Genomic DNA, 13,350 nt, shown 5'->3' with positions numbered 1-13,350 from the left:
GCCGTCCGCGCGGTTGTACCGGTCACCGGCACCGAGCGCCGCGAGTCCATTCTCAACCGGCTGGTCCGGATCGCTCCGGTCCCCGCCTGTACGATGTCGCGTCGTGGCAATCCCGGTAGTAAATAACAATTCGGACACGGATTCCGCGTCGAAGGTACGCACCGGCACGGACACCGCCCCTGCACCGGCGGCATCCGACCCACCGCGCGTACGCCGACCGTACCGGAAGCCGGCCCGCGCCGACCTGCTCGCCATCGGCGCGTACGTGCTGCTCGGCATCATCGTCTGCGCCAACTACTGGGTGGACATCCAGCACCGGGTGTCGTCGCACCTGCCGACCGACCACAGCTGGTTCGAGTGGCTGCTCTCACACGGCGCCTACTCGGTCCGACACTGGGAGAACCCGCTCTTCTCGGCCCGGCAGAACGCCCCGGCCGGGGTCAACATGATGGCGAACACCTCCGTGCTCGGCATCAGCCTGCCACTGGCGCCGTTGACCATGCTCCTCGGGCCCCAGGTCACGTACGCGATCTACCTCGGCGGGGCGCTCGCGGCGACCGCCGCCACCTCGTACTGGATGCTCTCCCGGTACCTGGTCAGCTCGCGCGGGGCGGCGTTCGCCGGTGGCGCGTTCCTCGGCTTCGCACCGGGCATCGTGCACCACGCCAACGGCCAACCGAACTTCGTCTCGAACTTCCTGCTCCCGCTGATCGTGGTCCGGGTGCTGCGTCTCGGCGAACCCGGCCGCTGGCTGCGCAACGGGCTCGTACTGGGCCTGCTGGTGGCGTACCAGATCTTCATCAACGAGGAGATGCTGCTGCTCACCGCGCTCGCCATGATCGTGGTCGTGGCCGCGTACGCGGTCCAGCGGTGGTCGGCGACCCGCGCCCAGGCGGTGCCGTTCCTGCTCTCGATCGGCGTCGGCGGCGGGCTCGCCCTGCTGCTCGCCGGCTACCCGATCTGGTACCAGTTCAACGGCCCCCAGTCCTACCGGGGCTTGCAGGGCGGGGTGTTCCACAGCTGGGGCGAGGACCTGTCGGCGTTCGTCACCTACTCCCGGGACACCATCGCCGGCTCCGAGGCGGTGGAGAAGACCATCGGCATGACCGAGCAGAACACCTGGTTCGGCTGGCCCCTGGTCGGCCTCGCCCTGCTGGTGATCGTGCTGCTCTGGCGTACCTCGCTGGTGGCCCGGACGGCCGCCGTACTCGCCCTGGTCTTCGGCGTCGCCTCGATCGGGCCGTTCGTCCGCCTCGGCGGGGTCGAGACCGAGGTCAGGGGCCCGTGGAGCTACATACCGGACGACCTGCCGCTGGTCGAGATGATGATGCCGACCCGGCTGAGCCTGGTCGTCGCCGCCGTTGTCGGCGTGCTGATCGCGTTGGCCTGGGAGACGGTCGCGACGACCGCCGCCGGCGACGGGCCGCACCGACGCAGGGTCAGGATCCTGGCGTACGCGGCGATCGCGCTCGCCCTGTTGCCGCTGGTGCCCAAGCCGCTGCCGGCGATGCACGTCGACCCGCCGCCGAGGTTCATCACCGGCGACGAGTGGCGCCCCTACGTGCCGGCCGGGCGCACCCTCGTCCCGGTGCCGGTGCCGAGCAACGTGCACGGCCTGTCGACGCTGCGCTGGAGCGCGCTGACCGAGCACGAGTTCCCGGTGCCCGGCGGCTACTTCATCGGCCCGGACGCCGAGGGCAACGGCGTGTTCGGCGCCTCGACCCGCCCGACCGCCATGCTGATGTACGTCACGATCGACACCGGCGAGGTTCCCGCCATCACCCCGGAGCAGCGCGCCCAGGCCCTCGACGACCTGCGGTTCTGGCGGGCCTCGGTGGTGGTGCTCGGCAACCACCCACGGGCCGGGCAACTGCGCGCCCTGATGACCGCGCTGATCGGGGAACCGCAGCGGGTCGACGACGTCTGGCTCTGGGACGTACGCGACCGGGTCGGCTGAGCCTGAAGCAGGGCCCGTTCCCGTCACCTCTCGTACGGGAACGGGCCCTTCCCTGTCCACGGGGGGACGGCTACGGGACCCGGTCGCGGACGTCCCAGACCCAGGCCCCGGAAATCATCCGTCCCGGCCCGAGCAGCAGGTCGACGGTCTCCTTGACCGGGCCGCCCCGGTGCAGGCCGCCCTGCACCACCACCGCGGCCCGCCAGTGCCGCAGGTCCTCGATCGCCTGCCGCCGCTGCTCGTCGCCGATCGGCGGCACCTGCCCGGTGAACGCCACCGCGTCCAGCAGGACGGCGGTCGGCCGGTCCGGTGCCCCCCACCGGGCCTGCCGGTCGTCCGGGGAGGTCGGGCCGATGAAGTAGCCGCCCGGCGCGGTGAAGGCCAACCCGGTCCGGGCCGACCAGTACATGCCGGCGGTCGCCTCGGCACCCCGGGTCGGCGGCACCGGCACCAGGGTCCGCCCCGGCGGCACGTAGGAGCGCCACTCGCCGGTGGCCACGAACTCCGGCACCGGCCAGGCCGGCACGGTACGCAGCGGCAGCGGCGCCACCGGCAGCCCGACCGCGACCAGCGCCCCGACCCAGATCAGCCGGACCGGCAACCCGCCGGTCCGGGCCGCCGGGCCCCGCCGGAACACCTCGTCGGTGGCGAGCGCCAGCAGGACCGCCAGCATCGGCAGGCTGACCAGCGGGAACCGGGCCGGCACCGCCAGGTCGAGCAACGGCAGGTCGGCGACGAGCCGGTACGGTCCGGCCAGCCCGGTCAGCCGACCGTCCAGCCGGATCTCTTCGCCGAGCGACAGCGCGGCGAAGACGACCATCCCGACGGCCAGCGCCTTCACCAGCGGCCGGCGCCAGAGCCAGACCACCACCACGGCGGTGAGCACGAGCAGCGGCAGCCCGAAGAAGGAGTTCTCCTCGGTCGGGTTCGGTGACAGCAGCCCCGGCACCGAGTCGTGCCCGGTCAGCGACTGGCGGGCGGACGAGGTGAACGACAGGACGTCGAGGGCGTACGCGCCGGGGTCGAAGGGCAGGCCGTGGTAGTGCCCCGGACCGAAGAACTGGAACCAGAGCGGGTACGCCAGCAGCACCACCGCGACCAGCGCGCCGATCCCGAGCCGGCCGAGGAAGGCCCGGCCGAGCCGGCGTACGGCGGCCGGGCTCGCCACGGCGTAGCCGACCGTGAACAGGCCGCAGGCCAGTACCAGGAAGACGAGCACCTCCTCGCCGAGGAACACCTGGTAGGTGACGAGCAGCCCGAGCAGCAGGCCGCGCCGGAGCACCCGGTCGGTCGTCGGGGCGAACACCAGCGCGAGGATCGCCGGCAGCAGGAACTGCGAGATCATGTGCAGGTGGCCGGTGGCCTGGGAGATCATGCCCGGCGCGAAGCCGCAGAGCAGCCCGCCGACGCAGGCGGCGAACCGGGACCGGACCAGCCGGCGGGAGAGGAAGAAGTACCAGGCGGCGGCGGTGCCGGCGAGCGAACCGAGGACGGCCAGCAGGAACGCGGTGTGCGAACCGAGCAGCAGGGTGACCGGGGTGAGCGGCACACCGAGGCCGAGCACCGAGGTGTTGGCCATCAGGTTGACCCCGGACGGTGCGTTGAGCGCGGTGCTGTAGAGCGGGTTCTCCAGGTGGGTCACCGCGTGTGCGGCGCGGGCGAGCATCCACTCGAAGAGCATCTGGTCGTTGCCGGCCCGGGTGCTGTGGTCCGGGTGCAGCCACAGCCGGCTGGTGACGTAACCGGCGGCCAGCAGGTAGCCGACCACCACCGCCAGGTCGACCGGCCACCGGCGGCCCCGCCACGCGGCGGTGATCCGGGCACCCGTACGCCGGCCACCGGCCGGGATCCCACCGGCCGGTGGGGGGTCGCCGATCGGCGTACCGGGAGAGGTGTCGGCGCCCGCGGTGACCACCGCGGTCCGGGCCGGTTCCGCTCCCCCGGTCGGACTCATCCGACCGGGACCGGTGTTCCGCCGCCGGCCCCGCCGGCTCCGGTCCGCCGCATCAGCTGGCCGGGGCGGTCAGGGTACGGATGTCCCACAACCAGACGTCGTCCACCCGCCGGCCGGGGCCGACGATCTGCTCCACGGTCCGGCGCAGCGGCTCCGCGTTGTGCTCCCGGACCGGCAGCACCAGGATCGCCGCCTGCCAGTGCCGCAGCTCGTCCATGGAGCGGCGACGCTCCCGGTCGGTCAGGGTGAGCACCCGGCCGGTGCTGGAGACCTGGTCCAGCAGTTCGCTGATCCCGCTCGGTCGCCCGCCGAACCGGCCCGGATCACCGGTGTTGCCGTTACGCGGGGCCAGGAAGTAGCCGCCGGGGATCTTGAAGTCGAGCGAGGTCGAGGCGGACCACCGCATGCCGTTGGTGTGCCCCATCGCCGGCACCGGGACCGGGACCAGCGACTGGTCCGGGCCGACGAACTGCCGCCAGTGTCCGGACGAGATGAACTGCGGTACGGGCGGCCGGGAGCTCATCTTCAGCGGCAGCGGGATCAGCGGCAGCAGCACCACGGTCAGCGCGGTGATCACCCCGACCCGGCGGATCCGGCGGTCGACGCTCTCCAGGGACCAGGCCCGGTCGACGGCCAGGGCGAGCAGCACACCGATCGCCACGGTGGTGATCAGACCGAACCGGGTCGGCACCACCGCGTCCAGCAGCGGCAGTTTGACCAACCACTCCCACGGCCCCCAGAACAGGTCCCGGTTCCAGTAGGAGACCCGCTCGCCGAGCGACAGGATGGCGAAGACCAGGCCGGTCGCGGCCAACGCCCGGACGATCACGTTGCGCCGCAGCCAGACCACGATGCCGACGGTGAGCAGGGCCAGGCCCCAGCCGAAGAACGCGTTCTCCTCGGAGTAGTTCGGGGCCAGGTTGGCGTTGGCCCGTTCGTTGCCGCCGAGGGTCGGCGAGCCCGGACTGACGAACGCGGCCAGGTCGTTGCCGTAGTCGCGGACCGCGTCGCTGAGCCCGTGGTACGCCTGCCGCCCGGCGAACTGGACGTAGAGCGGGTAGGCGAGCAGGGCCACCGCGAGGACGGCGCAGACCGCCAAGCCGCCGGCCAGCGGCCGCCACGCCGCCCGGAACCGACCCGGCTGCTGGACCAGTACGGCGGCCAGGAAGACCCCGCAGGCCAGGGCGGTGAAGAGCAGGATCTCCTCGTTGATGAACGCCTGGTAGCTGACCAGCAGCGCGAGGATGATCCCGTCCCGGACGACCCGGGTGGACCGGGTCAGCAGGATGACCCGCCAGACGATGAACGGCAGCAGGAACTGCGAGATGATGTTCGGGTGCCAGCTGGCGTGTGAGAGCAGCGCCGGGGAGAACCCGCAGAACCAGCCGCCGACGATCGCCGCGACCGGGTTGTTGACCACGTGCCGCGAGAGCACCCAGTACCAGGCCGAGGCGGTGCCGGCGAGGCCGAGCGTCACCAGGACCACGAAGGACACCGCCGGCCCGAACAGCAGTGTCACCGGGATCATCGGGATGCCCAGCCCGAGGATGGCGGTGTTCGCCATCAGGTTGACCCCGTCAGGATAGTTCAACCGGTCGGTGAAGAACGGGTATTCGCCGTGCAACACCACCCGTACGGAGTGGGCCAGGAAGAACTGCACCTGGGCCGGGTCGCTGCTGTAGAGCGACGCCACCCGGCCGGCCGGGTCGAGCCAGATCTGGCTGGTCACCCAGAACGCGGCGAGCAGGAACGCGCCGAAGACCAGCAGGTCGCGGCGGCGGGTCGGCCAGCGACGCACGGGCGTGCCCGGATCGCCGGACCGGTCCGCGGTGCCCCGGTCCGAACCGGAGGGCGGGGGTGTCCTCGGCGTACCGGTGCCATCGTCCGCGTCGGCGGGCCCGCCGCCGGCATCGACGGAAACCGGGCCCTGCTCACCGGTCGGATCAATGGCAGCGGGCCCGCCGGACCCGGGAGTTTCCGGATCCGGTGTGGTTTCGAGACGTGGCTCGGCAAGCGTCACAGTCGGCGGAGTCTACCGGAGCGTCACGGACGTATCGGACGGCACGTACGGGATTGCGCGACGAGATCCGTGCGCCACGCGTCCGCCGCCAAAAGCTGGGACGGCTTTGCCAGGTGACGCCCGGGTCCCGTCCGAGATCTCGTAAGATGTGGCTTCCGCAGCACGCCGACGGGATCGGGGGCTTACAGGTGGTTTCGGTCCGTCGTGGCGGTGTGCTGGCTGCGGTGCTGGCATTGGCGCTGGTCACCACCGGTTGTGGCCCGAGCACGGTGGAGCCGTCCGACCCGCTGCGGGTCGGCGCCGACTCCCGTGACGGGTCGCTGGAGACCTGGCCGGCCCGGGGCGCGCTGGTCTCCGATCCACAAGCGACGGCCGCCGTCACCCGGGCGGTGGCGCGCTGGCGCTCCCCGGTCGACGACCGGGTGCACATCTCCTCGTCCGGGATCCTCTGGCTCGGGCAGCTCGACGGCGGCGGTCCGCTGGCCCTGGTCGCCGCGGACGTGCCCGGTGACGCGGCCTCCTGGTTGCTCCAGCTCAGCGGGCAGGGCGCGGAGTTCGAGGTCACCAACGCGGTCGACTACTCCGATCCGGGCTACCTGATCTACTCCGACGTGCTGCCGGTGGTGGTGCCGCAGGGCCGCCGCTACCTGACCTCCACCCGGGTCGAGCGGCTGCTCGGCCCGAACGGCAAGCCGCTGCCGGTGACCGACGGGATCAGCGCACCGGTCGCCGTGCCGCGCTGCGGTGCGGTGCCGATCACCGCCCGGCTGCGCAGCACCGAGTCGCTGCCGCAGGGCAGGGCGAACGACCGCCTGCTCGACCTGGGCACCGGGATCGCCGGGCCGCGTTATCCGCTGGTGGTCGACGAGTCCGGGTCCGGGGTGAGCGCCCTGGAGGGGCTGGACACCTGTGTGCTGGCCGACACCACGGGCCCGTTCGGCAGCGTCCCGCGCCGGATCCACGACCGGGACCACCTCGGCTCCGTACCGACCTCCTGGCCGGCGGACCGGGTCGCCACCAAGCCGCTGGGCCAGGTCCGGTTCGGTACGGAGAAGCCCGGTCGCCTCGACCAGCTCTCCTGGCACACCGACGCGGGCATGATGAACGCCGTCGTACTGCGCCCGGCGCAGGGCGCCCCGGTGGTCTCCGAGGCGGACCGGGTGAACCCGTTGCAGGCGTACGAGCTGCCCACCCCGGACGGAGACCTGGTGGTGCTGGTCTGGCGGGCCAACTCGGAGACCAGCCTGGCCCTGCCGGCCGGGGTGACCCGGCTGGTGGACCGGCCGGGCCTGGCCGTGGTCGAGAAGCCGGCCGACCGGGTGACGTTCACCCTGAACACCACCGACAAGTCCTACCAGCGCCAGATGGGCGGCCGGTAGCCGCACCGGCGCCACCGGGCGGGCAGGGCACGAAAAACCGCCGGCGGGGACGGACCGTCACCGGTCATCCCCCGCCGGCGGCGGAGTTTTCGCTGGTCAGGCCCGGCCGTTGCGGCCCTTGGCCCGCTCCCCGGTGGTCGGGCGGTCCCCGGTCGCGGCGGGGATCCGTACCGGCTCGATCGGGGCGTCCAGGCGGGACACCCAGCCGGTGACGTCACGGGCCACGTCCTGGGCGGTCAGCCCGAGGTCGGCGAGGATCTGCGCGCGGGTGCCGTGCGGCTGGAAGACCGACGGCACACCGAGGTCGCGCAGCGGCACCAGCAGGTCGGCGTCGCGCATCGCCTTGGCCAGCGCGTCACCCACCCCACCGGCGCGTACGCCGTCCTCGACGGTGACCACCAGCCGGTGCGAGCCGGCGAGCGTGACCAGGTCCTCGGGGATCGGGCGGATCCAGCGCGGGTCGACCACGGTGACGCCGTAGCCCTGCTCGGCCACCCGGGCCGCGACCTCGACCCCGAGCGGCGCGAACGCGCCCACGGCGACCAGCAGCACGTCCTTGCGGGCCGACTCGGCCAGCACGTCGACCGTGCCGACCCGGCGGACCGCCGGCAGGTCCTTGGCGATCGAACCGGTCGGGAAGCGCAGGATGGTCGGGCCGTCGTCGACGGCGACCGCCTCGCGCAGTTCCGCCCGGAGGGTGGCCGCGTCGCGGGGGGCGGCGATCCGCAGGCCGGGGACCACCCCGAAGACGGACATGTCCCAGATGCCGTAGTGGCTCGGCCCGTCCGGGCCGGTGATGCCGGCCCGGTCCAGTACGAAGGTGACCGGCAGCTTGTGCATCGCCACGTCGAGCAGGACCTGGTCGAAGGCGCGGTTGAGGAAGGTCGCGTAGACTGCCACCACCGGGTGCAGGCCGCCGAGGGCGAGCCCGGCCGCCGAGGTGGCCGCGTGCTGCTCGGCGATGCCCACGTCGTAGACCCGCTCCGGGTACTTGCGGGCCAGCGAGGCGATGCCGGTCGGCTCGGCCATGGCGGCGGTGATGCCGACCACGTCGGGCCGCTCGTCGGCGATCGCGACCAGCTCGTCGGCGAAGACGTGGGTCCACTTCACCGACGGCGCGGCGAGCAGCTTGCCGGTCGCCACGTCGAAGGCGCTGCTCGGGCCGTGCAGGCAGTCCGCCTCGTCCTCTTCGGCCGGCCGGTAGCCGTAGCCCTTGCGGGTGACCGCGTGCACGATCACCGGGCCACCGAAGCCCCGGGCCCGGCGCAGCGCCGACTCGACCGCGGCCACGTCGTGCCCGTCGACCGGGCCGACGTACTTGATGCCGAGGTCCTCGAACATCGCCTGCGGAGTGACCGCGTCCTTGATGCCCTTCTTGACCGCGTGCAGCACCTCGTACATCGGACGGCCGACCAGCGGGGTCGAGCCGAGGGCGTCCTTGACCACGTCGAGGACCCGCTCGTAGCCGGGGTTGAGGCGCAGCGTGGAGAGGTGGTCGGCCAGACCACCGATGGTCGGCGCGTACGACCGGCCGTTGTCGTTGACCACGATCACCAGTGGGTTGCGGGCGGCGGCGATGTTGTTCAGCGCCTCCCAGCACATGCCCCCGGTGAGGGCGCCGTCGCCGACCACGGCGACCACGTCGCGGCGCTCACCGCGCAGGGCGTACGCCTTGGCCAGCCCGTCCGCGTAGGAGAGTGCGGTCGAGGCGTGCGAGTTCTCGATCAGGTCGTGCTCGCTCTCGGCCTGGCTCGGGTAGCCGGAGAGCCCGCCGCGCTGGCGGAGCTTGTCGAAGCCGTCCTGCCGCCCGGTCACCATCTTGTGCACGTACGCCTGGTGTCCGGTGTCGAACAGGAACCGGTCCCGGGGTGAGTCGAAGACCCGGTGCATGGCCAGCGTCAGCTCGACCACGCCGAGGTTGGGACCGAGGTGGCCGCCGGTGCGGGAAACCTTCGTGACGAGAAAGTCCCTGATCTCGGCGGCGAGCAGGTCGAGTTCCTCGGCCGACATCCGCTTGACGTCCTGGGGGCCGCGGACGGTAGCCAGCAGCCGGCCAGGGGTGGCCGCACCCTCTTCAACTCTCATGACCGCAGAGTCTATCGGCCCCGGCGGCGACCGCAGCCCGGGCCGAGATCGTGCGCCGTTATTCGTACGGGGTCGGGCGCGGCTGCCGTCCGGCCCGGCCCGTACGCCGATCAGGTGACACCTTCCACCGGATCGACGGCAACTGCGGACAGTAACAGCCGGGTACTTCGGCAGGAAGAGCGTTAACCTGGCGGTAACACCCACCACTTTCTGAGGTGTCACACATGTCGCCTCCCGATCGTCACTCCCACTGGTCCGGCCCGAATGACCGGCTCGGCCGATCGTCCGGCCGGTACGCCACCGGCCAACTCCTCGCGCTGATCATCGTCGTCCTGGTCGGCCTGCCGCTGCTTCCGCTGCTCCTGCTGATCATCGCCTGGATCCGGCTCAGGGACCGGGCCCAGGCCCGGTCCGACAAGCGAGCCGCCCCACGGACCGGCGGCCCGGCCGCCCTGGTCCACAACCTGCTGTTCCGCTGACCCACCGGCCCGCCGAGCAGCGCTGCCACACCCGCCGGCTCAGGCCGGGGTGAACAGCCCGACGCACTCCACGTGCTGGGTCATCGGGAACATGTCGTACCCACGCAGCGTGACCAGCTGCCAGCCCGCCTCGGCGAAGACCCGGACGTCCCGGGCGAACGCCGCCGGGTCGCAGGCCACGTACGCGATCGCCCGCGCGCCGGTGCCGGTCAACGCCTTGACCACCTCGGCGCCGGCGCCGGTGCGCGGCGGGTCGAGCACCACCAGGTGCACCGGTCCGGTGATCCGGCGGCGGGCCAGCGCGGTCTCCACCTTCGCCGACACCACCTCGACCTGGGCGAGGTCGGCCAGGTTCTGCCGGGCCGCCGCGACGCCGGAGGGTGCCGCCTCGACCATGGTGACCCGCCCGGTCGGCCCGACCCGGCCGGCGAGCGCGGCGGCGAACAGTCCCGCCCCGCCGTAGAGATCCCAGGCCCGTTCGCCGGTGCGTGGTTCGAGCAGTTCGAGGACCGTGTTGACGAGGGTGTCGGCGGCGGCCGGGTGGACCTGCCAGAACGCGTCCGGCGGCAGCTGCCACTCCCGTCCGGCGGCCAGTTCCCGAACGGTCGCCGGGCCCTGCTCGGTGACCGGGGTGCCGTCCACGACCGTCTGCACGGTGACGTCGCCGCCGGTGGAGGCGACCGTCTCGACCGCCTCGGCGGCGGGCCACCGCTGCCCGTCGGTGGACAGCACCGGCAGCAGTTGGATCGCCGGGTGGGCGATCAGGCACCGGTCGACCGGCACCACCTCGTGCGAGCGGTGCTTGAGCAGACCGGCCCGGCCGGCGGCGTCGACCGCGTACCGGACCCGTGAGCGCCAGCCGAGCGGTCCGCCGGGCAGCGTCTCGATCCGTACGCCCAGGGCGTCGACCTGTTCCGGGGTGAGCCGGCCGAGTCGGCGCAACTGCTCGCGTACGACGTCGGCCTTCCAGTCGAGCTGGGCGCTCGGCTCGACGTGTTGCAGGTCGCAGCCACCGCAGAGGTTCGGACCGGCGTACGGGCACGGCGGGGTGACCCGGGACGCCGACGGCTCCAGCACGGTCACCGCGTCGGCCCGCAGGTATCCCCGGTTGACCTCGGTGATCTCGGCGATCACCCGCTCGCCGGGGAGCGCGTGCCGGACGAAGACGATCTGCCCGTCGATCCGGGCCACGCAGTGCCCGCCCGGTGCCACCGCGTCGATGGTCAGCTCGACCAGTTCCGCCTCACCCGGACCCGAGTCCGCCGCACGGGTAGCGGCCGGGTTCGCCTCCACCGGCTCCACCCGCTGCTCCACCGCTTCCACCGGCTGCTCCTGCTCCGACGCGACGTCGGTCGGCGCCTCGGCCCGGCTCATCGGGGCCGCGCCGTCGGGTCGGGGTCGGTCAGCGTCGGCGCGACCGCCGGCGGCTGGGGCGGGGCCGGGGTGAGCGGGCCGTGGCCGACGCTGGCACCGCGCGGGCCACGGGCCGGGCCACGGCTGAGCGTGGCGTCGTACCGGTCCAGGTCCTTGGTTGCCGACGAGGCCAACTGCCACGGCACGCTGGTCACCATCACGCCGGGCTCGTAGAGCAGGCGGCCCTTGAGCCGCAGCGCGCTCTGGTTGTGCAACAGGTTCTCCCACCATCGGCCGACGACGTACTCGGGAATGAAAACGGTGACCACGTCGCGGGGTGCGTCGCGGCGCACCGAGGCGACGAAGTCGAGGATCGGCCGGGTGATCTCCCGGTACGGCGAGTCGATCACGGTCAACGGGACCGGCACCTCGCGCCGTTCCCACTCGGCCTGGATCGCCCGGGTGTCCTTCTCGTCGACGTTCACCGTGACCGCGGTCAACGTGTCCGGCCGGGTCGCCTGAGCGTACGCGACCGCCCGCAGGGTCGGCTGGTGCACCTTGCTGACCAGCACGATGGCGTGGTTGCGGGCGGGCAGCATGGGCCGGCCCTCGGCCGGGGTCAGCTCGGCCGCGACGGTGTCGTAGTGCTTGCGGATGCCGAGCATCAGCAGGTAGATCACGGCCATCGCGGCGATCGCGATCCAGGCGCCGAGCAGGAACTTGGTGAGCAGCACGATCACCAGTACGACGCCGGTCAGCCCCATGCCGAAACTGTTGATCGCCCGGGACCGGATCATCTTCCGGCGTCGTTCCGGATCGCGTTCCACCCGCAGCAGCCGGTTCCAGTGCCTGATCATGCCGGCCTGGGAAAGGGTGAAGGAGACGAAGACGCCGACGATGTAGAGCTGGATCAGTCGGGTGATCTCGGCCTGGAAGCCGATGATCAGCACGATCGCGGCGATGGAGAGGAAGACGATGCCGTTGGAGAAGGCCAGCCGGTCGCCCCGGGTGTGCAGTTGCCGGGGCAGGTAGCGGTCCTGGGCCAGGATCGAGCCGAGCACCGGGAACCCGTTGAAGGCGGTGTTGGCGGCCAGGAAGAGGATCAGCGCGGTCATCCCGGCGACGACGTAGAGCAGGAACGACCCGCTGCCGAAGACCGTCTCGCCGAGCTGGGTGGTGACCGTCTTCTGCACGTACCCCTCGGGACCGCCGATGATCTGCCGGGCCGGGTCCTCGACGAACTGTAGATGGGTCAGGTGGGCCAGGGTGATGATGCCGACCAGCATGGTGATCGCGACGACCCCGAGCAGCAGCAGCGTGGACGCCGCGTTCTTGCTCTTCGGCGGCTTGAACGCCGGTACGCCGTTGGAGATCGCCTCCACCCCGGTCAGCGCGGCGGCGCCGGAGGAGAACGTCCGCAGCAGCAGGAAGACCAGGGCGAACCCGGTCACGCTGTGCTCCGCCTGGATCTCCAGCCCGGCGCTGGGCGCCCGCAGGTCGTCGCCGAGCACGAAGATCCGTACCAGGCCGGTGAGCACCATCCCGATGATCACGATCATGAAGCCGTAGGTCGGGATCGCGAAGGCCGTCCCCGACTCGCGCAGGCCGCGCAGGTTGATCGCGGTCAGGATCACCACCGCCGCCACCGCGACGCCGACCTTGTGGGTGGCGACGAAGGGCACCACCGAACCCAGGTTCGCCACCCCGGAGGAGACCGACACCGCGACCGTCAGCACGTAGTCGACCAGCAGCGCGCTGGCCACCCCCACCCCGAATTTCGGACCCAGGTTGACCGTGGCCACCTCGTAGTCGCCACCGCCCGACGGATAGGCGTGCACGTTCTGCCGGTAGCTCGCCACCACGGTGAGCATGACCACAACCACGGCCAGCGCCACCCAGGGCGAGAAGACGAACGCCGAGGCGCCGGCGATCGACAGGGTCAGCAGGATCTCGTCCGGCGCGTACGCCACGCTGGAGAGCGCGTCGGAGGCGAAAACGGGCAGCGCGATGCGTTTGGGTAGGAGGGTGTGCTGCAGCTTGTCGGACCGGAACGGTCGACCGAGCAGCAGCCGCTTCATCAGAGAGGTGGGACTGGCCACAACCGGTAAGGGTACGACCGGGAC

General features: G+C 72.1%; 8 protein-coding genes. 3 read left to right on the top strand and 5 right to left on the bottom strand.

The genetic code is table 11. The features are described from left to right. Positions 1 to 103 precede the first annotated feature (103 nt). Complete coding sequence (locus ACZ6QQ_RS06850) at positions 104 to 1,957, top strand: hypothetical protein (protein WP_465874879.1); 1,854 nt, start codon at positions 104 to 106, stop codon at positions 1,955 to 1,957. Positions 1,958 to 2,027: 70 nt separating this feature from the next. Here ACZ6QQ_RS06850 and ACZ6QQ_RS06845 read toward each other — a convergent pair whose 3' ends face one another. Beyond that, a complete protein-coding gene (locus ACZ6QQ_RS06845; protein WP_465874878.1) occupies positions 2,028 to 3,911 on the bottom strand; it encodes a DUF6311 domain-containing protein in 1,884 nt (627 codons plus the stop codon). Between the two features lie 52 nt (positions 3,912 to 3,963). Continuing rightward, entirely contained in the window at positions 3,964 to 5,859 is a 1,896-nt protein-coding gene (locus ACZ6QQ_RS06840; protein WP_465875037.1) for a DUF6311 domain-containing protein, read from the bottom strand. Between the two features lie 260 nt (positions 5,860 to 6,119). On the opposite strand from ACZ6QQ_RS06840, the gene ACZ6QQ_RS06835 reads away from it, so the two are divergent. After that, complete coding sequence (locus ACZ6QQ_RS06835) at positions 6,120 to 7,310, top strand: hypothetical protein (RefSeq protein WP_465874877.1); 1,191 nt, start codon at positions 6,120 to 6,122, stop codon at positions 7,308 to 7,310. A gap of 96 nt (positions 7,311 to 7,406) precedes the next feature. Here the strand turns inward: ACZ6QQ_RS06835 and dxs are convergent, their stop codons facing one another. Next, positions 7,407 to 9,395, bottom strand: coding sequence for a 1-deoxy-D-xylulose-5-phosphate synthase (dxs, locus tag ACZ6QQ_RS06830; protein ID WP_465874876.1), 1,989 nt, complete (start codon positions 9,393 to 9,395; stop codon positions 7,407 to 7,409). Positions 9,396 to 9,619: 224 nt separating this feature from the next. Here dxs and ACZ6QQ_RS06825 point away from each other — a divergent pair, with 224 nt between their 5' ends. Next, positions 9,620 to 9,874, top strand: a complete 255-nt coding sequence (locus ACZ6QQ_RS06825; protein WP_465874875.1) for a hypothetical protein — start codon at positions 9,620 to 9,622, stop codon at positions 9,872 to 9,874. Between the two features lie 39 nt (positions 9,875 to 9,913). On the opposite strand, the gene ACZ6QQ_RS06820 is transcribed toward ACZ6QQ_RS06825, so the two are convergent. Further along, positions 9,914 to 11,248 carry a class I SAM-dependent RNA methyltransferase gene (locus tag ACZ6QQ_RS06820; RefSeq protein ID WP_465874874.1) on the bottom strand — a complete coding sequence of 445 codons (1,335 nt, stop codon included), beginning with the start codon at positions 11,246 to 11,248 and terminating at the stop codon, positions 9,914 to 9,916. Then, a complete protein-coding gene (locus tag ACZ6QQ_RS06815; protein ID WP_465874873.1) occupies positions 11,245 to 13,326 on the bottom strand; it encodes an APC family permease in 2,082 nt (693 codons plus the stop codon). Before ACZ6QQ_RS06815 ends, ACZ6QQ_RS06820 begins: the two co-directional genes overlap by 4 nt. Positions 13,327 to 13,350: the final 24 nt, after the last annotated feature.

This window comes from Micromonospora sp. NPDC049529 (assembly GCF_055586685.1).
This window is presented reverse-complemented; position numbering and strand designations above follow the sequence as displayed.